This window comes from Paenibacillus sinopodophylli, from assembly GCF_005930355.1.
In the GTDB taxonomy this organism is placed as follows: domain Bacteria; phylum Bacillota; class Bacilli; order Paenibacillales; family Paenibacillaceae; genus Pristimantibacillus; species Pristimantibacillus sinopodophylli.
Genome location: NZ_VDBO01000002.1, coordinates 264572 through 283105 on the forward strand (window position 1 = coordinate 264572; position 18534 = coordinate 283105).

General features: G+C 47.8%; 19 protein-coding genes. 14 read left to right on the forward strand and 5 right to left on the reverse strand.

The window, feature by feature from the left end:
- Positions 1-42: 42 nt before the first annotated feature.
- The 11 genes from FGT79_RS13070 (at position 43) to FGT79_RS13120 (ending at position 12227) form a co-directional block, all read left to right on the forward strand.
- Positions 43-1992 carry a DUF342 domain-containing protein gene (locus FGT79_RS13070; RefSeq protein WP_138753254.1) on the forward strand — a complete coding sequence of 650 codons (1950 nt, stop codon included), beginning with the start codon at positions 43-45 and terminating at the stop codon, positions 1990-1992.
- Between the two features lie 36 nt (positions 1993-2028).
- Positions 2029-3075, forward strand: coding sequence for a type IV pilus biogenesis protein PilM (pilM, locus tag FGT79_RS13075; RefSeq protein WP_171056223.1), 1047 nt, complete (start codon positions 2029-2031; stop codon positions 3073-3075).
- A complete protein-coding gene (locus tag FGT79_RS13080) occupies positions 3072-3701 on the forward strand; it encodes a hypothetical protein (protein ID WP_138753256.1) in 630 nt (209 codons plus the stop codon). Before pilM ends, FGT79_RS13080 begins: the two co-directional genes overlap by 4 nt.
- Entirely contained in the window at positions 3676-4365 is a 690-nt protein-coding gene (locus tag FGT79_RS13085) for a hypothetical protein (RefSeq protein ID WP_138753257.1), read from the forward strand. The genes FGT79_RS13080 and FGT79_RS13085 overlap by 26 nt, the downstream gene beginning before the upstream one ends.
- A 209-nt stretch (positions 4366-4574) precedes the next feature.
- Positions 4575-5645: a uroporphyrinogen decarboxylase gene (hemE, locus tag FGT79_RS13090; protein ID WP_138753258.1), complete on the forward strand. Its 1071-nt coding sequence runs from the start codon at positions 4575-4577 to the stop codon at positions 5643-5645.
- A complete protein-coding gene (hemH, locus tag FGT79_RS13095) occupies positions 5638-6591 on the forward strand; it encodes a ferrochelatase (RefSeq protein WP_138753259.1) in 954 nt (317 codons plus the stop codon). The genes hemE and hemH overlap by 8 nt, the downstream gene beginning before the upstream one ends.
- A 5-nt stretch (positions 6592-6596) precedes the next feature.
- Positions 6597-8066: a protoporphyrinogen oxidase gene (gene hemG / locus FGT79_RS13100; protein ID WP_138753260.1), complete on the forward strand. Its 1470-nt coding sequence runs from the start codon at positions 6597-6599 to the stop codon at positions 8064-8066.
- A 97-nt stretch (positions 8067-8163) separates the two neighbouring features.
- Positions 8164-9468, forward strand: a complete 1305-nt coding sequence (locus FGT79_RS13105; protein ID WP_138753261.1) for a CapA family protein — start codon at positions 8164-8166, stop codon at positions 9466-9468.
- Positions 9469-9496: 28 nt separating this feature from the next.
- Complete coding sequence (locus tag FGT79_RS13110) at positions 9497-10222, forward strand: glycerophosphodiester phosphodiesterase (protein ID WP_138753262.1); 726 nt, start codon at positions 9497-9499, stop codon at positions 10220-10222.
- A 95-nt stretch (positions 10223-10317) separates the two neighbouring features.
- The gene (locus FGT79_RS13115) at positions 10318-11184 is read left to right on the forward strand and encodes a DUF92 domain-containing protein (protein ID WP_138753263.1); all 867 of its coding nucleotides are present in this window, start codon (positions 10318-10320) and stop codon (positions 11182-11184) included.
- Between the two features lie 176 nt (positions 11185-11360).
- Positions 11361-12227, forward strand: a complete 867-nt coding sequence (locus tag FGT79_RS13120; protein ID WP_138753264.1) for a serine/threonine-protein kinase — start codon at positions 11361-11363, stop codon at positions 12225-12227.
- 159 nt (positions 12228-12386) lie between these two features.
- On the opposite strand, the gene FGT79_RS13125 is transcribed toward FGT79_RS13120, so the two are convergent.
- Positions 12387-13118: an SDR family oxidoreductase gene (locus tag FGT79_RS13125; protein WP_138753265.1), complete on the reverse strand. Its 732-nt coding sequence runs from the start codon at positions 13116-13118 to the stop codon at positions 12387-12389.
- Positions 13119-13266: 148 nt separating this feature from the next.
- Between FGT79_RS13125 and FGT79_RS13130 the strand changes: the two genes are divergently transcribed.
- Positions 13267-13620, forward strand: coding sequence for a winged helix-turn-helix transcriptional regulator (locus FGT79_RS13130; protein WP_138753266.1), 354 nt, complete (start codon positions 13267-13269; stop codon positions 13618-13620).
- Between the two features lie 84 nt (positions 13621-13704).
- Here the strand turns inward: FGT79_RS13130 and FGT79_RS13135 are convergent, their stop codons facing one another.
- The 4 genes from FGT79_RS13135 to FGT79_RS13150 all read right to left on the reverse strand — a co-directional run bounded on the left by FGT79_RS13135 (position 13705) and on the right by FGT79_RS13150 (position 17156).
- Entirely contained in the window at positions 13705-14406 is a 702-nt protein-coding gene (locus tag FGT79_RS13135; RefSeq protein WP_138753267.1) for a glycoside hydrolase family 25 protein, read from the reverse strand.
- 215 nt (positions 14407-14621) lie between these two features.
- Positions 14622-16412, reverse strand: coding sequence for an oligoendopeptidase F (pepF, locus tag FGT79_RS13140; protein ID WP_246096442.1), 1791 nt, complete (start codon positions 16410-16412; stop codon positions 14622-14624).
- A gap of 194 nt (positions 16413-16606) precedes the next feature.
- Positions 16607-16789: a hypothetical protein gene (locus FGT79_RS13145; RefSeq protein WP_138753269.1), complete on the reverse strand. Its 183-nt coding sequence runs from the start codon at positions 16787-16789 to the stop codon at positions 16607-16609.
- Positions 16790-16922: 133 nt separating this feature from the next.
- Positions 16923-17156, reverse strand: a complete 234-nt coding sequence (locus tag FGT79_RS13150) for a hypothetical protein (protein WP_138753270.1) — start codon at positions 17154-17156, stop codon at positions 16923-16925.
- Positions 17157-17300: 144 nt separating this feature from the next.
- On the opposite strand from FGT79_RS13150, the gene FGT79_RS13155 reads away from it, so the two are divergent.
- Together FGT79_RS13155 and FGT79_RS13160 are read left to right on the forward strand one after the other, a co-directional pair.
- Positions 17301-18002 carry a class I SAM-dependent methyltransferase gene (locus FGT79_RS13155; RefSeq protein WP_138753271.1) on the forward strand — a complete coding sequence of 234 codons (702 nt, stop codon included), beginning with the start codon at positions 17301-17303 and terminating at the stop codon, positions 18000-18002.
- A gap of 80 nt (positions 18003-18082) precedes the next feature.
- Positions 18083-18280, forward strand: coding sequence for a cold shock domain-containing protein (locus FGT79_RS13160; RefSeq protein ID WP_053376915.1), 198 nt, complete (start codon positions 18083-18085; stop codon positions 18278-18280).
- Positions 18281-18534: the final 254 nt, after the last annotated feature.

Here is an 18534-nt window from a genome sequence, read left to right on the forward strand (position 1 = left end):
TTGATTTACTCATAGAATAATATGTTTAAGGAGGAAAAGGCAATGACAAAATGTTTAAAGTCTGAAAAGGGCGGCACGCTTATGCTTGTTTTTGGATTTATCGTCATGCTTTCCATCGTAGTCGCTCCGCTTGCTATGAGTACGAATATTGGTCTGCTTCAAGCCAAGACAAATGCGAATTCGGAGCAATCATTCACGGAGGCGCATTCGGGAATGACCGTTTTCGCTAGAATGTACGAGGATATGAAGAAGATAGACAGCACAGCGAATACGACTCCGAACATAGAACGCTTGGTTCAAACCGTCAATGCGATGGGTGCGCTCAAGGTTGATGCCCAGCTGGTGCTCGACAGCTCAAGCAAACCGATTGCTGTAACATTCGAATCCAAGCATGGCGTGGGAAATCAAGTGAGAGCGAGCAAGCTGAAATATAAGCTGGAGCCGGTTTATGTACCGACTGCACCACCGACCGTTATCATCCCGTCGCCAACACCAGCGCCGACAGCAGGTCCAACGCCTGTCCCGACTGTTCCAGCACCAGCGGTAGGCAACAAGGTTCTTCTCAAAAACAGCACAACAGCACAAAACAACAAGCTGTTCGCAGCATGTTACATCATGCCGGCAACAGGACAAGCCTTGCCGCTGTCGCATATTAACAATTCCTACACGGACGAGCAGTTTCAAGGCTGGTTCAATGGAACAGCGGATTACTACTTGAATCAATCTTCTGCAGCCATTACAAGCGCCTTCCAGAATGTGTTCTCGGACAGCCGCTATAATGACGTTGCGGCACTGAATAGTACGGTGACCACAGCAGAGATGGCCAAGTATCAATCTGGACCAGCCATCATCAACGCTGGAAACGTTAATATTAGCGGTTCAGCAAGTACCGTTATTACGAATGAAATGATTGTAGATAAAGATAGCAACGGCAACGCGGTTGTTGCGAATGGCAACTTGTATTTCAAGGATATTGTTAATGCTCCGATCTTGTTTAACGGCGATGTGCGCGTTGGAGGTAATATGGTCGTCAGAGAGGTGAAAGCTGACAAAAAGATTATTTTCAACAAAAATCTTCTAGTCAAAGGCAATGTGGTTTTGGGTGATGGAGGTACAGTCGATACGATCTTCGTTGAAGGCGACCTGATCATTGGCGGAAGCTTAACGGTTAAGAACTCACTCAAAAATATTATCGTCAATGGCGATATTATCGTTGCTGGCGACGTGAATATTGATAGTACTGTCCTTAGCTGGGCTGTCAAAGGCGGTATGGTAGTGAAGGGGAATCTGACTGCTACCAACGGCATTACTAGCTTTGACGTGAAGAAGAGCGTAACGGTGCAAGGCAATATGAAAATTACGAACCCGGTTTCTGAAAGCAGGGACGGAGTGACGGGTAAATTTGCAATCGGCGGCTCTTTGAAGGTTAACGGTGTATTGGAGATAAGGAATACCGTGTATGGCTTTACGATCGGTGAGAACGTCATTGTTAATAATCATTTTACTTTCTTCAATGTGCTCAACAAGAACGTAATTATTAATGGTTCTATCTATGTCAAAGGGAATTTTTCTATGAATAATACGGTTTATGATTTCAATGTAGGTGGGAACGTTGTCGTAGTTGGTAATTTCACAGTCGCAAGTACACTTGAGAAAACGTTCGCTATTGGCGGTTCGTTGGTTACCAAAGGAAGCATCGCTTTCCAAAATACGATTCAAAGCAGTGTGACCATCAAAATTGGAGAAAACCTCATTAGCAAAACCGATCTCAAGTTTAATGATTGGACATTGAATGGCGCGCTAGATATTGGAAATATGCTGCTCGTATTCAAAAATGCTACGCTTCACAATATGGGAAGCGACTGGAACAAAAACAAGATGAAGGGCTTTTACGTAGGCGGAACGACCACATTCAATTCGAATTATGCGCAAAGTTGGTACGTCAATAATCTGGATTCTGGCGCAACACAAGAAAGCATCTGCATCAAATAGAGAGCATGAAGGTATGCTGCCGCGAGGGGGATGGACATGAACCAATCCATACTAAGAAAGCTAACAAATGGACATCAAACCTTGGGCATTGAAATTACAGATACCCAGATCAAGGTTTGCGAGGTTCAGCAGAAAGGGAAAACAGACACCCGCATATTGAATTATGCTTCGGCGCCGCTAGAGGAAGGTATTGTGGATGACGGGAAGATTGTTGACAAAGAAAAGCTTCAGGCTGCGCTGAAATCAGTGCTGGACTCCAAGCGATTCAATACGAAATATGCCCATTTTGCAATTCCAAGCCAAATCGTGATGGTTAGAAGTCTAAAGCTCCCAGATATCGTAAATACAGAGCTGAAGAAGCTGGTGCAGTTCGAGATGAAAAACAATCTAAGCATGGCGTTCGATGATCCTTCTTATGATTTCATCAAATTGCCGAAGCCATTGGCGGAGCCATCCACCCCCGCACCAGAGAATGCGAATTTATGCGAGGTACTTGTTGTGGCTGCTCCGACAAGTATATTGCAGGATTACGTAGATATTTTCGAGCATTTGAAGCTGAAACCATGCAGTATTGAGATTAAGCCATTCTCGCTGCTTAGGTTGGTCGAATGGAGAGAGATACGAGCTGACGGCATGCATGTTCTCGTTAATGTTAATGAATTAAGTGCTGATATTACGATTATTGAGGATGGCAGCTTCAAGCTAACGCGTAATGTGGAGGTATCCTTCAAAACGGTGACCAATGCGTCGCCTGTGGAAGAAAATAACACGTGGCTCAGCAGCTACTCAACGCCTGAGCAATCCTTTATGAACGCAGCACAGGACTTAATTGCGGAGCTGGAGCGGCTGATGAATTTCTACTATTATAATCTGAATAAAGGCGAGCGGACATTCAGCCAGATCTGGCTGACCGGAGACGTTCCCCAGTTAGAGAAGCTTACTGCTTTGTTAGACGAAGGATTAACACCGCCTGTATCCCGCTTAGAATGGGACAGCTTAGCCGTTTCGGACGATAAGGCAGCTTGGAGCGTGCCTGCTTACGCAGTACCGCTTGGCCTTGCACTGAGGGGGAAGGAAGCATGAAGTCTATTAACTTGCTGCCTGCGAAGCAGAAGACAAGCTCTCGCAACCCGCAGCTTATGCCGCTGCTGCTCTTGATTGTCATTTTGCTGCTAGGCGCTCAGCTCTATTACGTCCTTTCCTGGAAATCGGAGGGAAGCGGCGTTGAACAAGAGCGGCTTCGTTTAGAACAGGAGATTGACCAAATTCGCAAGAGCGGCGACTTGAAGGTGAAGGTAGACGGGTACAGGCAAGCGGAGCAAATTCTTGCTGGACTTGAACAGTCTCGAATCGAATGGAAGCCCTACTTGAAAGCAATCGTTGGCCATTTGCCATCGACATCAAAAATCGTGACAATCAGTGTAGCGGATGAACCTAAAGTAAGTATGGAGCTTGATTTCAAGACAGCATCTGATGTGATCATCTACATGCAGAAGCTGGAAGCAGAAGAAGTATTGAAGGATGTTGTTCTAACCTCTTACTTCAAAAAAGTAGATGGTCAAACTTCATCGGAAGTCGTTGCATCTGGCACAACTGGCGAAACGACCATTAAGACGGTTCGAAAAGAAGTATATAAGCTGATGCTTGATATTGTACTTGCAGATGCGAAAGGAGCTCAAAGCGATGGAACTCAAAATGAAGCCCCTTAAGCACTCTTTCTCACAAACGGAATTGTACTACTTGATCGCAATCGCGTTGTTTGTTGTGATAAATATAGCCGGACTGTTCGTTTATGTACTGCCTGAACGAGATCGGCTGAAGCTTGCGAAACAAGACATCGTGCAATTCAGCAGTATGCTGCAGAGCGTCCAAAACGAATATGCGGACGAAAAAATTCCGGATGACCTCATTAATAAGCTTACGACTCGTGTGCCAACTGAGCGAGTAGACTCAGCGAACCTCATTTTTTTCCACGAGCTGGCTGATGTTTCGCAAGCACCGCTAGCCTTCGTGAAGCAATCAAGCGGAATGGGTGAAGAGCAGAATACTTCAGATAGCAGCGTTAGTGCAAACGGAACGATGACGACTAACTTTGAGGTTACGGTTGTAGGGCATCTGCCTAGCCTGCTTCAGTTTATTGATAATCTGCACAACTATTCTCGTCTATATAACTTGCAAAAGTGGAGCATGACTGAGCTATCCAAAGAAACGATTAATCAAGAATATCCAGATTTATATTCACACTCCTATATCAAGAAGGATACCGCTGTACTGTCTATGAACATGACTATTCAATCTTATGTGTTCCCGCAGTTTGCAGACGCCTTTAAACAGGAATCCAAAGTGGAGGAGCTTCCTGATAAAGCGGTATAAATGGCATGACAATTGTAGATTAAAGATGGCTTTGTTAGCGGCATCGGCTGCGCTAATACAAAGAGCCATCTTTTTTCGTATAACCTCCGTGCGGGGAAAGATTGATTGTCATACTATTGTCATAGGAACCATGATGACGGCGGTTGTTAGGTTTGCTGAAAAAGGGCATAATGGAAGCATAGGAAAATACATAGAAATGGGGAACGGGAATGTCTTATAACGACCGTTTCATACGGGCTTGCCAGAGTGAACATGTTGATCAATTACCTGTATGGTACATGCGTCAAGCAGGAAGATACGATCCAGACTATCGCAAAATTAAGGAAAAATATTCTTTGCTAGAAATATGCAAACAGCCTGAGCTGGCGGCTGAAGTTACGATGATGCCTGTTCGCAAGCTTGGTGTTGATGCTGCTATTCTATACTCTGATATTATGAACCCTGTAGCATCGATCGGAATTGACTTTGATATCGTTGCTAACATTGGCCCAGTCATCGCGAATCCGATTCGCTCAGCAGCCGACGTTGAACGACTCACGCCGATTGATGTCGAAGGCGATCTAGGACATGTTATTGAGACGATTCGTATACTGGACAAGGAGCTGGATGTTCCGCTCATTACGTTCGCGGGAGCGCCTTTTACAATTGCCAGCTATTTAATAGAAGGAAGACCGTCCAAAAACTATTTGCGCACCAAACAAATGATGTACAGCGAGCCTGAGCTTTGGCATGAGCTGATGCGCAAGCTTGGCGATATGGTTATTACTTATTTGCGCGCGCATATTGCAGCAGGCGGAAAAGCATTTCAATTATTCGACAGCTGGGTTGGTGCATTGACGCCAGCTGATTTCCGGAAGTTCGTATTACCAACGATTGAGCGGATTTTTGCAGAGCTGTCTGATTTGCCGCAGCCGAAAATATACTTCCCTGGCGTAAGCTCAGGAGAGCTGCTGCCTGAATTGCATAACGTTAAAGCTAATGTAATTGGGCTCGATTGGCGTGTTTCCATTGCCGAAGGCAGACGCAGACTCGATAACGGCTTCGCTGTACAGGGGAACTTGGACCCGACGATTCTAACTGCCCCGATTCATGTCATCGAAACCTATGCGAAAGAAATTATAGACAGCGGGATAGATGAGCCTGGATTTATATTCAATCTCGGCCATGGATTATTCCCTGAGGCATCGCTTGAGAAGCTTGCAGAGCTGACTGCTTTCGTTCATGCGTATTCGAAAAAAGCGATTGCGGCGCGCAGTCAAAAGGAGGCAAGTCATGTCTAAGAATGAAGGCAAACGGATAGGCGTTATGGTCATGTCTTACGGTACACCTGAATCTATGGATGACGTAGAGGCGTACTATACACATATTCGTAGAGGGAATGCGCCAACGCCAGAGCTGCTGGCCGAGCTGAAGGGCAGATACGAGGCTATTGTAGGCGGCGTATTCCCGCTGAGAGAGAATACGAATGGGCAGGTAGCTGGTCTGCAGGATAAGCTGGAGCAGCTGTCTCCAGGCACATTCTCTTGCTATCAAGGTCTGAAGCATGCGAAGCCTTATATTGAAGATGGCGTTGAACAGATGGCCAAAGACGGTATCGAGGAAGCAGTGGGCATTGTACTAGCTCCACATTTCTCCACAATGAGTGTAGGAAGCTACATTAAACGCGCGGAGGAGAAGGCGAAGGAGCTTGGTATTGCGATGACCTTCGTCAAGCAATATCACCTGCATCCTAAGCTGCTTCAAGCGCTGACAGAACGTGTAACGGATGGTTTAGGCCGCTTGGCGGCAGCAACAAACGGTGAGGAGAATGTGAAGGTATTGTTCAGCGCACATAGCCTCCCTGTCAAAATTCGTGAGGTTGGCGATCCCTATGAGGAGCAGCTGCTTGAAACTTCTGCTGCAGTTGCGAAAGCGGCGAATGTGAAGGATTGGCAGTTCACATGGCAAAGCGCCGGCCGTACACGCGAACCATGGCTTGGTCCAGACATCCTGGAAACCTTGCCTGTGCTTGCAGAGGAAGGTGTTAAAGCGGTACTTGTCGCTCCGGTAGGTTTTGTATCTGATCACCTTGAAGTATTGTATGATTTGGATATAGAAGCGCAGGCTGCTGCGAAGCAGCTGGATATGGCACTAGATCGAATTGCGATGCTGAATCGCGATCCACTATATATGGAAACGTTGGCGGAGTCGGTCGTCGAGGCGATGGCTGGACTTGGGAAGGAATGAATGAGATGCGGAGAATCGGAAACCCTGATCGAATTGTCATTATTGGCGGAGGGATCAGCGGGCTGAGCTCCGCTTTTTATTTGCAGCGGGAAGCGGAGCGGCAAGGCAGGGAGCTTGCGATTACAATCGTAGATAGTGCTCCTGCCCTTGGCGGGAAAATAAATACACTGCAACGTGACGGTTTCGTCATTGAGAAAGGACCGGATTCTTTTCTGGCGCGCAAGCTTGCCATTATCGATCTAGCAACGGAGCTTGGCCTAGAGAACGAGCTTACGACGACAAATCCGGGAGCGAAAAAAACATATATTTTACACCAGCGGAAGCTGCATGCAATGCCTGCCGGGCTTGTTCTTGGTGTACCTACTGAAATTGGACCATTCGTGAAAACCGGCTTGCTTTCATGGGGCGGGAAGCTGCGTGCATTATTGGACCTCGTACTGCCGGCACGCAAGGAGGAAACTGATGAATCGCTTGGCGGGTTTCTGGAGCGGCGCGTTGGAAGTCAAGTAATGCGGCGTATCGCCGAGCCGCTGCTTGCGGGCATATATGCAGGGGATCTGAAGAAGCTGAGCCTTCAAGCTACGTTTCCGCAATTCGCAGCATCCGAGCGCAAGCATGGCAGCTTGATTCGCGGCATGCAGGAAAATCGCAAAGCTGCAGCTGCTGCAAGTACTTTGCCTGCTGTAGCAAAAGGCAATACCTTCCTTACCTTCAAAGGCGGATTGTCAACGCTTGTTGGAGCACTCGACTTGGCGCTAAGCCAGGTAGAGCGGCGTCTCGGAACGAAGGTGACAGCCGTTACGCGAAATGACGAAGCTGCGGAGAATGAGCACGGCGAAAATCCAGGATCTGGAGATCATGCAAAGTATGAAATTTTGCTGGACAGCGGTGAGAAGCTGCAAGCGGATCGGATCGTCATGACAGCGCCAGCCTATAACGCTGCTGAGCTGCTTGAGCCGTTAACCGATTGCAGCGAGCTGAAGACGGTCAACTACGTTTCTGTAGCCAATGTCGTTATGGCGTTCGAGAAGTCAACGTTCGGTCTTGATTTCGATGGCTCGGGGTTTGTCGTGCCTCGCTCGGAGGGACTGCGAATTACAGCCTGCACATGGACATCGAACAAGTGGCTGCACACGAGTCCTCAAGATAAAGTGCTGCTGCGTTGTTATGTTGGCCGATCGGGCGACGAGGATTGCGTCAAGCTGCCTGATGCTGAGCTGATCAAGGCGGTTCGCCGTGATATTGAAGAGACAATGGGGATCAAGGCGGAGCCGACTTTTGTAGAGATTACAAGATTGCCGAAGTCAATGCCGCAATATCCGGTCGGGCATGTTGATCACATGAAGAGACTTAGAGAGCGCTTCGAGCGCGAACTTCCAGGTTTATGGATAACGGGTGCGGCCTTTGACGGCGTTGGACTTCCGGATTGTATTAGACAAGGCAAGGAAGCGGCGCAAGCCATTCTAAATTCGTAGAGCTATATTTGTTTCCCTCCTGAAGCGTGTTCATTGCTATAATGAAAGAGACTAGCTAATCATGATTCCCAAATCGATGATAGAGGAGCCATCTTTCATGCAAATATCACGTTCTGAATCACATCAACTAGGCAAGCTGAAACGTCAAAAACGGCTCCGAAGAGTTATTATTTTGAATGTTACACTATTTGGCATCATCATTGTCGTGCTCGTCGCGTGGCTGGCGGCAGAAAATTCCGATAAATGGAAAGCTGTGCTTGGTTTCTCAGATAGCAGTACTCATAATCAAACGCAAGTCGATTCGCCTGGAAACAAGCAGATTGAGGAAGAAGGTAAACTGCCTGACGGTAACACCGATTCGCCGGTAGCTGGTAGCAACAATGAGGACGGTTCGGGACTGATGTCTGAAGGTGGCGATGATGAGCAAGCAGGTGGACAAGGTGATATTGCGGCCGCCGAAGAGCGGGTTAGCCTGTCTTTCGTAGGTGATTTGCTCGTAGCTGATTATGTTAGTGGAATTACAGAGAAGGAAGGTTACCCGTTTCTCTATCAGCCTTCTCTGCTTTATTTGAGCGAGCCTGATATAATGGCTGGCAATTTAGAATTTCCAGTTACGACGCGCGGGGTGCCAGTAGAAGGAACGCCTTATGTATTCAAAGGCTCGCCAGAGGTGCTGCCTGCCATGCGCGATGCAGGCTTCGATATTATGAGCCTTGCCAATAATCACGCACTCGATCAAGGTGTAGACGGTTTGCTTGATACAATGAAGCATTTGGACGCAGCAGGCATAGCTCATGTTGGTGCCGGGAATAACGATAAGGAAGCATTTGCCCCTGTCATTAAAGAGGCTCACGGCATTAAGGTTGCGTATGTAGGCTTGAGCCGCGTTGTGCCTTTCACAACTTGGAAAGCGGACAAATACGTGGCAGGCGTAGCGGAAAGCTATGATACGCGCCGTGCGCTGGAGGCGATAACCAAGGCGAAGAGTGAAGCGGATATCGTCGTTGTGATGGTTCACTGGGGCAAGGAGCGGGTGACAGAGCTGGAGAAGCACCAGACCGACCTTGGCAAGCAGTATATTGATGCAGGCGCAGACCTTGTTATTGGAAGCCATCCGCATGTGCTGCAGGGCTTTGAGAAGTATAAAGACAAATGGATTGCATACAGTTTAGGAAACTTTATCTTCAGCTCTTATCCTAAGGAAACGGCCGGCGAGACCGGTGTTCTTGACGCGCAGTGTACGAAAGATGGCGAATGTGAGTTGACGTTCCATCCGATGTTCACCGTGCAGGCACAGCCGACTCCGCTGGAAGGTGAGCAGGCTAAGAATGTGCTTGACCGTCTGACATCCATTTCCGTAGGCGTGACGCTTAATGAGGATGGGAAGCTGACGACTGAATAATGTTAGGGCTAGAGAGGATGATTGCAGCATGCTCAATCCGTGCGTAGCGCACAGAGGCTGGTCTAGCCGCGCGCCAGAGAATACGATGGCTGCCATCCGGCTGGCACTTGCCGATCCTGATGTATCGTGGATCGAAATTGATGTTCATTTGTCTAAAGATCATGTGCCGGTAGTCATTCACGATTACACGCTTCGTCGGACGACGAATGGAAAAGGGGATGTGAAGAGCCTGACAGCTGAGCAGATAACGGCGCTTGATGCTGGCAATTGGTTCTCGCAAAAATATCAGGGTGAGCCTGTGCCAACGCTGGCACAGGTGCTCCAGGAAGCAGTCGGCCGCTGCAAGCTCAATATTGAGCTGAAGACGGACGGCATAAGGTATCCTCATATTGAGGAAAAGGTGCTCGCTTGCATTGAAGCACATCATGCGTTGAATGAGGTCGTCATCACTTCCTTCCATGAAGGCACGCTTTACCGTATGAAGCGTCTGTCAAGTCATATACGAACAGGTCTTATTATCGATGGCTGGCGAAATACGCTGCCTAAGGAGCTTAAGGAGCTTGGAGCGGATTTTTTGTCCATTAGCTATACGAAGCTGAATAAGGAACGAGTGGCGATGATGAAGCAGGCAGGTATTCAGGTAATGGCATGGACGATTAATGAGAAGCGTGCAATGAGGAAGATTGCTGCCCTCGACCCCGAGCTAATGATTTGTACCAATTATCCGGAACGCTGGCATGAGCTCCGCGTATAGAAATCGGGTATACCTATCCGTCCGATTGACAGCGGTGAGCAGCATCCGCTAGCGGACGGTGTATGATATGTGAAAAGCAGGAGGTTGCCTGTTGCATGGTTGGGTGGATTGATGAATGGTGGCTTAGGCTGCTTGCTGGGCTGATTACAAGTGGTTTTGCCGCCGCAGCGGCTTACCACGTAAAGTCGCTGTCTCTGTCGGGAGCCTTGTCGGCAGTTGTGATGGGGACCGGTTTCGTCACGCTTGGTGAGCCGGTTTGGTTTGGGTTATTAATTGCCTTTTTTATTTCTTCAAGTGCATGGTCTCGGTATAAACGAAAAAACCGCGCCAAAGAGCTGGCGGAAGCAAAATATGCGAAGACCGGCCGCCGCGATGCAGGCCAAGTATGGGCGAATGGCGGAGCAGGCTTGCTTCTATGTGCGGCTAATGCGATATGGCCAGATCAGGGGTGGCTGTTCGCCTACATCGGCGTAATGGCCGCTGTGAATGCCGATACGTGGGCCACCGAGATCGGTGCACTAAGCAAGACGGCGCCGCGATCGGTAACGAGCGGCAAGCCGGTCACAGCCGGCACGAGCGGCGGAGTCACGCCGCTCGGCAGCGCAGCAGCGCTCGCAGGCGCCGTCTTCATCGGCGCCGTTGCCGCGCTGCTGCTGGCGGCCCCGCAGCCTGCAGAGGCCGCTGCGGGTACGCCTGGCGGCGCTGCCGCAGCGGCGGTATACATCGCCGCCGCGGCAGCCGCCGGCCTGGCCGGTGCCTTCGCCGACTCGCTGCTCGGCGCAACCGGCCAGGCCATGTTTCGCTGCCAGGTATGCGGCAGCGAAACCGAGCGCGCCGCGCATTGCGGCAGCGCGGCGGTGAAAGTGCGCGGCTTCGCCTGGCTGAACAACGACAGAGTGAACCTTCTGTCGTCGTTATTCGCAGGCGCGCTAGCATGGCTGATCGGTCATGCGCTGCTATGACCGAGTATAGTAAGCGGCTCAGGGGAATGACCTCCCTGAGCCGTTTTCGTTATTCGCTCGATTCTGGAGCACGTTCGATCCTTCAACAAAATGGTGCAATATGGTATAACCATATGCTATAACGATAATACGGGCTCTTAGTTAAAGTGCAATAACAGTATATAAGGAGGCAGCAAATGCCGCAAAAGTCGTACATTTACGAACTAGATCAAGTCACGTTTCAATTAGATGAAAAACATGATTTTGATTGGATAACAAAGCTAGGCACCGTTTTTCAAGTGTTTGACCAGCAGGACTCAGGCAATATCAGCTTTGGCATCGAGAAATCAGGCAGAAAATATTTCGTGAAATACGCAGGAGCAAGACTGGCGGCCTTCAGTGGTAATACGAACGACGCCATCTCTCGTCTGCGCGCCGCAATCCCGTTATACGAGCAGTTGAAGCATCCTTCGTTAATCGAGCTAGTCGATCATATCGAGCTTGAATCAGGTTATGCAGCTATCTTCCAATGGTTTGAAGGAGAATCGCTTCATCCGCATTGGTCATTCCCTCCTCCTGCCAAATACGTGAATCCCGCTTCACCGTATTTCCGCTTCAAGCAGCTGCCGGCAGCACGGAGACTGCTTGCGCTGGATCGGATATTCGCGTTCCATTCTTTTATTGAGCAGGAAGGTGTTGTGGCGGTTGATTTTTATGACGGTAGTCTTCTATACGACTTCGGCAGGAATGAGATGAAAATTTGTGATATTGATGTTTATCAGCGAAAGCCATTCATTAATACAATGGGTAGATTATGGGGGTCTTCGCGCTTTATGTCGCCGGAGGAGTTTATAATGGGTGCGCCGATTGATGAAATTTCTAATGTATATACGATGGGGGCAGCAGCATTTGCGCTGCTAGGCGCTGAGCTAGATCGATCCTATGCGAAATGGGACGCTGGCGAGGGGCTCTATAACGTTGCCATAAAAGCAGTAAGTCCTGATAGGGAAAGCAGATTTGCTTCGGTCAGCGCATTTAAATCAGCTTGGGATGCAGCTCTATAAATAGGCAGACCAAGCCATTATATAGGGAGGTATACTATGCAGGAGGAGCTTCCTGAACAGATTTTGTAATCACGTTCAGGAAGCTCCAAGCACTATCGTGGAAAGGGTAATTCGACGCGAGCTTCACGCGATTACCCTTTAACCAACGAGTCAGCGCCATTATCTCAAAATATAGCCGCCATCAGGAAACAACGTGCTTCCAGTCGTGTAGGAATTAGTCATTAGATATAGGACAGTGTGAGCGGCTTCGCTCGCTTGCCCGATGCGGCCAAGCAAATTCATAGATGAATATTGCTCATAGGACTGGTCACGAACCGCTTGCTCAGCGCCTTCCCAGTTAAAGGACGTACGTATCGTACCTGGTGAGATGACGTTAACACGAATAGGAGAGAGCTCAACAGCTAATGCTTTGCCTAGACTTTCGATAGCACCGTTGCAAGCGGCATAAGAAGCACCATCCGCGAGCGGCCTTTGGCCAAACGCACCAGACATGAGGACGACTGATCCGCCTACATTTAACAAGGGTGCCGCATATTTAACGGCATTGTATTGCGGCCAGAATTTTGCGTTAAAGCAGCTGTGTGCGACCTCAGAGCTTGATTGCAGCGATCCTCGGACATACGAAGCTCCGGGGGTAAACAAATGATCGAGCGCTCCGATATTTTCGAAAAACGTTTGCTGCTGCCGTTCATCGGTATTATCGAGCGGATGATATTCAACTGATCCATAGTCTTCCAATACAAGCTTGGCTTGATCCAGCTTGGACTGCGAGCGTCCTGCAATGATCAGGTACGCACCTTGATCAGCGGCTAGTTTGGCGGTAGCTAATCCAATTCCGGAGCTTCCTCCGATGATGACGATCCGTTTATCTTTCAGCGTTAAGTTTGTCATTGTATAATCTCCTTTTGTTGTCTAGTCCAATATAGATATGATTTTTTTATTATTATTCATGAAAGAGTGCTCCTTGCCAAGTAAGCACTTTTTTCGTACTGGTACGAAATTTCGTACCATTACACAATAAAGAAATGGAAGTGACTACATGAATCGCAACATAAGCGAGCCGAGATTAAAAGGTGTGTTAACAACGCTTGATCGAATTGGCGGAAAGTGGAAGCCGCTCATTTTATTTATTTTATTAGTAGACGGAACGAAGCGTTTTGGCGAATTGAAGCGCTTGATAAAGGAGGTATCGCAGGGAACGCTTGCTAAACAGCTGCGCGAGCTGGAAGAGGATGGGCTTATCGACCGAGTGAGCTATGACGAAGTTCCACCTAAGGTGGAGTACAGCATCTCCGAGCGAGGCAGGACGCTGACGGCCGTTCTGGACAGCATGTGCAGCTGGGGCAGGGAGCATGAAGCATTTATGCAATCCAATGAAATAAGCGATCGCTAATCAATGAAACCAGGATGATGCGGAACACAAAGAAGGAGCATGCGCAAGCAGCTCCTTTCTATTTTGCCTAACTTAATTGATACTTTATCGAAACGTCAAATCAAAATCGTCTTGTGTGCCATTAAACACATTTAAATCGACATAGGCATCAATGCCGTCTACATGTCCACGGTTGCCATATTGCCATAATAGCCAGTCTCGTTTTTCCTTCAAGGAGGGGCTTTTTACGATGTCGCGAATCCAAATGTCATAATCCTCAAATCCGCTTGAAGTATATGTATTATAAGTATCATAGGTTACGTACAAAATAGGCTTCTTGTGGTAGACTGCTTCAAGCTTGTCACTCATTGATTTTAGTTCTTTTTCAATTACAAGGGGATCATGATTCAGCGCGATTTCAAGATCAATTACAGGAGGCATGCTATTCTTGTCGACGGGTACGACGCTAATGAATCGCTCGGCTTGCTCTGCACCTGTGCTTCTTGACGAGAAGAAATGATAAGCGCCTACCAGCAGCCCGTTTGCTTTGGCTTGTTCCCAATTTCGTGCAAAGGTATCATCGGTATAATCATGGCCTTCCGTCGCTTTCATATAGGCGAATTGAAATTTCTTTTTACCGGCTACCGTTGCCCAGTCGATATTGCCTTGATAATGGGAAACGTCAAGCCCTTTAACCTCGTACTTCATGGCAAATAGACTGTTGTGCCAAATGATCCCTTTATACTCTAGTATGCAGAGGATTAGTAAAGCACCTAATAAAATAGAAATTGTTTTTTTAACTCTCATAGGTCCTCCTTAGGATCGAACATGCGTATCCAGATATGAGAATCGGAATAATAGTAAAATAATGTATTCCGCTCACAATCGAATAGACGTTCTTAGTAGATTCAAGGTTGCAGAACATGTCAAAAGAAAAAGAAGGAATTATACTGACGAAGCTTCATTCGATACAACGACAAATAAGACCGCCAACGAATCTTGGCGGTCTTACGCAATTTCTGTTATTTCGTTAACTGCTCCATTTGTCCAATCAGCTCTTCGAATACGCTCATCGCCTGCTCAATTGGCTCTGGAGTTGACATGTCTACGCCAGCTTTTTTGAGAATATTGATGGAGAAATCGCTGCCCCCGCTTTTCAAGAAACCGAGATAACGCTCAACCGCAGGTGCGCCTTCCTCCAGAATCTGTTTGGAGAAGCTTGTTGCAGCGGAGAAGCCCGTTGCGTATTTGTACACGTAGAAGCTGTTATAGAAATGGGGAATGCGCGCCCATTCCAGCTCGATATCTTTATCTACAACCATGCCGGGACCATAATATTGCACGTTTAGGTCATAGTAGATCTGGTTAAGATCCTGCGGTGTCAACGACTCGCCCTGCTCGGAGCGCTCGTGGATGATTTTTTCGAATTCGGCAAACATCGTCTGACGGAATACGGTTGTACGGAACTGATCGGCATAGTAAGTAAGCAGATACATCTTTTCCTTCGCATCCGTTGACTTGCCCAAGAGATAATCCATGAGAAGCGCTTCATTCAGCGTCGAAGCAACCTCAGCTAAGAAGATCGTATACTGCGCATCACGGTAATTCTGATTCGTATCTGAATAATGGGAATGCAGCGCATGACCCATTTCATGTGTTAGCGTGAACATGCTGTTCAAGTTGTCCTTGTGGTTGAGCAACACATAAGGATGCGTGCCGAAAGCACCCCAGCTGTATGCACCGCTGCGTTTGCCCTCGTTCTCATAGACGTCGATCCAGCCATTGTCGAAACCATCCTGCAACACCTTCAAGTAGTCCTCGCCAAGCGGCTTCAAGCTCTCGCTAACCGTCTTCTTCGCATCCTCGTAAGTGATGTCCAGCTTGAACTCATCAACGAGAGGGGCAAACAAATCGTACATATGCAGCTCATCCAGTCCAAGCAGCTTTTTCCGAAGCTCCATATAGCGATGCATGAGCGGCAGATGCTTATGAATAGTGTCGATTAGATTCGTATATACACTTTGAGGAATATTGTCGCCATATAGAGACATATCCAGTACAGATTCGTATTTGCGAGCTTTGGCATAAAAGATATTTTTGGTTACGTTAGCAGTCAACGTTGTAGCGAGTGTGTTTTTGAGCTTGCCATACGTATCATAGACCGCTTTGAATGCTTCTTTACGAACGTTCTGATCCTTGCTTTCAAGAAATTGTATGTAGCGGCCGTGCGTAAGCTCGATTTCTTCGCCTTCTTCGTTCTTAACCTTCGGAAACTTCAGATCGGCGTTGTTCAGCATGCTGAAGACCGTTCCTGGAGCGGAGCTGATATTGCCTACCTGTGCAAGCAGCGCTTCTTCGTTTTTCGAGAGGATGTGTGCCTTCTGGCGACGCATCTCTTCAAGTGTATGGCGGAATTTGGCTACCGATTCATCAGCAATAATGGCTTCAAGCTTCTCGTCGGACAGACTGAGAACTTCAGGTGTAATGAAGGAGAGTGCTTCGCCTGATTCTACGCTTATTTTTTTGGATTTATCGGACAAGGACTGGAACGCTGCCTCAGCTGTATCCTCGTGATGCTTCATGTTCGCATAAACATAAAGTCGTTCTACAAGCATGGACAGCTCGTCTTCGAGCTCGAAGCATGCTTTAAGCTGAGCGGAGTCGGACAGCTTGCCTTGAAATTCAGGAATTTTTTTAATTAATGCCTTCGCTTCCGCATATTCCTTATCCCATGCCGCTTGGCTTTCATAGATATCTTCAAGCTTCCAGCGGGTCTCAGGTGCGGATTCAGATCGTTTAGGTACGTGATTCATCGAATTCCTCCTAGGTATGGTTAAGGTTGGTATGGTGTGCTCGTGCACGGCAGTGGCATGCTCAGAAGCAGCAGCGCCTGGCACGAGGCTTAAAGCCAGCAGCAGGGGAAGCCATTTCATCCAGTTATCACCTCAGGACACAGTTTGTTTTTACTATGTCCTTGCGTGATGCCGAATATGCAGCAGCCTGCTTTCTAGGCTGAACCCATCGTAAAAAAGGCATAAACAATTAGAAAAAACGCAAACGCAATAAAAGCGATGGAAACGAGTGCGAGTCCCCGGCGCAAGCCAGGGGGCAAGGAATCGCGCTTCATGATCACGATTGCTCCTAAAGAGAAAGCAGCGATAATAAAAATAATTGAAGCGGTAGCATCCATTTGCGGGCAAATCCTCCTGACACTAGGCTGCCCGAATAAGGCAGCATATTAATTGTACCTATGCGCGGCTTTATGCCGATATGTACGCCGGCGTGTCCGCATTACCTACTGTTTTCAGAATGGACTAGGCTGCTTAGACTTCCTTCAATGCAGCCATAATGGCTTCAAGCTCTTCTTCGCGGCCTACAAAATCAGTGGCGCGGAAACGATTCTGTGCCCAATGCATCATCTCTGGCCGGCTGATAAAGGTGTGCGTATCTTCGCCCCACTGGTCAGAAATTTCACGGACGATAAGCGTTTTTCCTTGTACTTCAACCGTCAACATATTGTATTTGTCGGTTTTGAAAATTTCGTGTTTCTTGAACATGAACAATTCACCCTTTGAATAGTTAATTATGGTATTCTTATCATCATAGCCATTATGGCGACGGTAATCAATAAGGTGCCGTAACAAGTGAACTGGATGAGCCGAGTTTTAGATGAGTTTAGTTGAGCTGAGGAGAGTGCAAGAATGAGTAAACAAGGTTATGAACAGGTTGGCGTTGCCATGACGTGTCGAAGCTACGAGGAGTACGTACGTATGTTTGATTTGCTGCCGGAGGATTTGGTCCGGGGCGAGGTGCTTGATGTTGCCGCTGGTGGTTCTTCCTTTACAGCGGAAGCTAATGCGCGAGGTTATTCCGCGAATGCGGTTGATCCCCGTTATGATGCGGGTATTGAACAATGGATTGCGGAGGCTGAGCAGGAAATCGGTACATCTACAGACAAGTTAGCTAAGCTTCAAGAGCGATTCGACTGGAGTTATTACGGAACAGTTGAGCAGCACAGGACAGGCAGGGAGTCGTCCATTGAGCGATTCAAAGCTAGCGTGCTAAATGAGGAACACCGGCATCTGTATAAGGCAGGCAGGCTGCCGAAGCTGCCATACGCTGATGATCGATTTTCATTAATCTTGTGCAGCCATTTTATGTTCTTGTATGCAAGTCAATTCGGACCTGAATTTCATATAGAAGCGATCAAGGAATTGATGCGAATAAGCAAGCCGGGCGGGCAAATTCGGATTTATCCGCTTATTACGCTCCAATGGGAGCCGTATCCTGAGCTAGATGAGCTGGTGGAGACGATTGAGAAGAATGGAGGAAGAACTGAATTATGCCCTTCATATCTTCCTTTTATCCCCGGATCGAGTCAATATTTGAAAATTTTACTTTAATTGCTTTTTGATTTCGGTACGGCTATAATCATTTTACTCGCCGCTCTCGAAGCGGCGGATCTATCTAGGAGGTTGTTTAATTGAAAGGAACAGTTAAATGGTTTAACGCAGAGAAAGGCTACGGCTTTATCCAAACAGAGGGCGGAGAAGACGTATTTGTACACTTCTCAGCGATACAAAGCGATGGTTTCAAGTCTTTGGATGAAGGGCAAGCGGTCGAATTCGACATTACTGAGGGCAACCGCGGTGCGCAAGCGGCCAACGTCACTAAACTATAGGATTAATGTGCGAATACACGATGGAAGGGGCTCTCTGGATAACAGAGAGCTTTTTCTTATTTTTTAGGAAATGATGCAAAGCTCAAAACGATAGTTGTATGCACGTATGCGTTCTTATGGAGCTAGATCGGCATACAAGTGAGCCCAAGCAGTAGCCGCAAGTACTATTCGTTCTTGAATAGGCTGTCTTATCGGCTATTTGCTCGCGCTTTCATTGACCAAGACCTGTTTTCGGTGATAAACTGTTGCTTGGA

Bases quoted from the DNA above. Each gene is read 5' to 3' on its own strand.
- FGT79_RS13070 (WP_138753254.1), top strand. From the start codon at position 43: ATGACAAAATGTTTAAAGTCTGAAAAGGGCGGCACGCTTATGCTTGTT.
- pilM (WP_171056223.1), top strand. From the start codon at position 2,029: ATGAACCAATCCATACTAAGAAAGCTAACAAATGGACATCAAACCTTG.
- FGT79_RS13080 (WP_138753256.1), top strand. From the start codon at position 3,072: ATGAAGTCTATTAACTTGCTGCCTGCGAAGCAGAAGACAAGCTCTCGC.
- FGT79_RS13085 (WP_138753257.1), top strand. From the start codon at position 3,676: ATGGAACTCAAAATGAAGCCCCTTAAGCACTCTTTCTCACAAACGGAA.
- hemE (WP_138753258.1), top strand. From the start codon at position 4,575: ATGTCTTATAACGACCGTTTCATACGGGCTTGCCAGAGTGAACATGTT.
- hemH (WP_138753259.1), top strand. From the start codon at position 5,638: ATGTCTAAGAATGAAGGCAAACGGATAGGCGTTATGGTCATGTCTTAC.
- hemG (WP_138753260.1), top strand. From the start codon at position 6,597: ATGCGGAGAATCGGAAACCCTGATCGAATTGTCATTATTGGCGGAGGG.
- FGT79_RS13105 (WP_138753261.1), top strand. From the start codon at position 8,164: ATGCAAATATCACGTTCTGAATCACATCAACTAGGCAAGCTGAAACGT.
- FGT79_RS13110 (WP_138753262.1), top strand. From the start codon at position 9,497: ATGCTCAATCCGTGCGTAGCGCACAGAGGCTGGTCTAGCCGCGCGCCA.
- FGT79_RS13115 (WP_138753263.1), top strand. From the start codon at position 10,318: ATGGTTGGGTGGATTGATGAATGGTGGCTTAGGCTGCTTGCTGGGCTG.
- FGT79_RS13120 (WP_138753264.1), top strand. From the start codon at position 11,361: ATGCCGCAAAAGTCGTACATTTACGAACTAGATCAAGTCACGTTTCAA.
- FGT79_RS13125 (WP_138753265.1), bottom strand. From the start codon at position 13,118: ATGACAAACTTAACGCTGAAAGATAAACGGATCGTCATCATCGGAGGA.
- FGT79_RS13130 (WP_138753266.1), top strand. From the start codon at position 13,267: ATGAATCGCAACATAAGCGAGCCGAGATTAAAAGGTGTGTTAACAACG.
- FGT79_RS13135 (WP_138753267.1), bottom strand. From the start codon at position 14,406: ATGAGAGTTAAAAAAACAATTTCTATTTTATTAGGTGCTTTACTAATC.
- pepF (WP_246096442.1), bottom strand. From the start codon at position 16,412: ATGAATCACGTACCTAAACGATCTGAATCCGCACCTGAGACCCGCTGG.
- FGT79_RS13145 (WP_138753269.1), bottom strand. From the start codon at position 16,789: ATGGATGCTACCGCTTCAATTATTTTTATTATCGCTGCTTTCTCTTTA.
- FGT79_RS13150 (WP_138753270.1), bottom strand. From the start codon at position 17,156: ATGTTCAAGAAACACGAAATTTTCAAAACCGACAAATACAATATGTTG.
- FGT79_RS13155 (WP_138753271.1), top strand. From the start codon at position 17,301: ATGAGTAAACAAGGTTATGAACAGGTTGGCGTTGCCATGACGTGTCGA.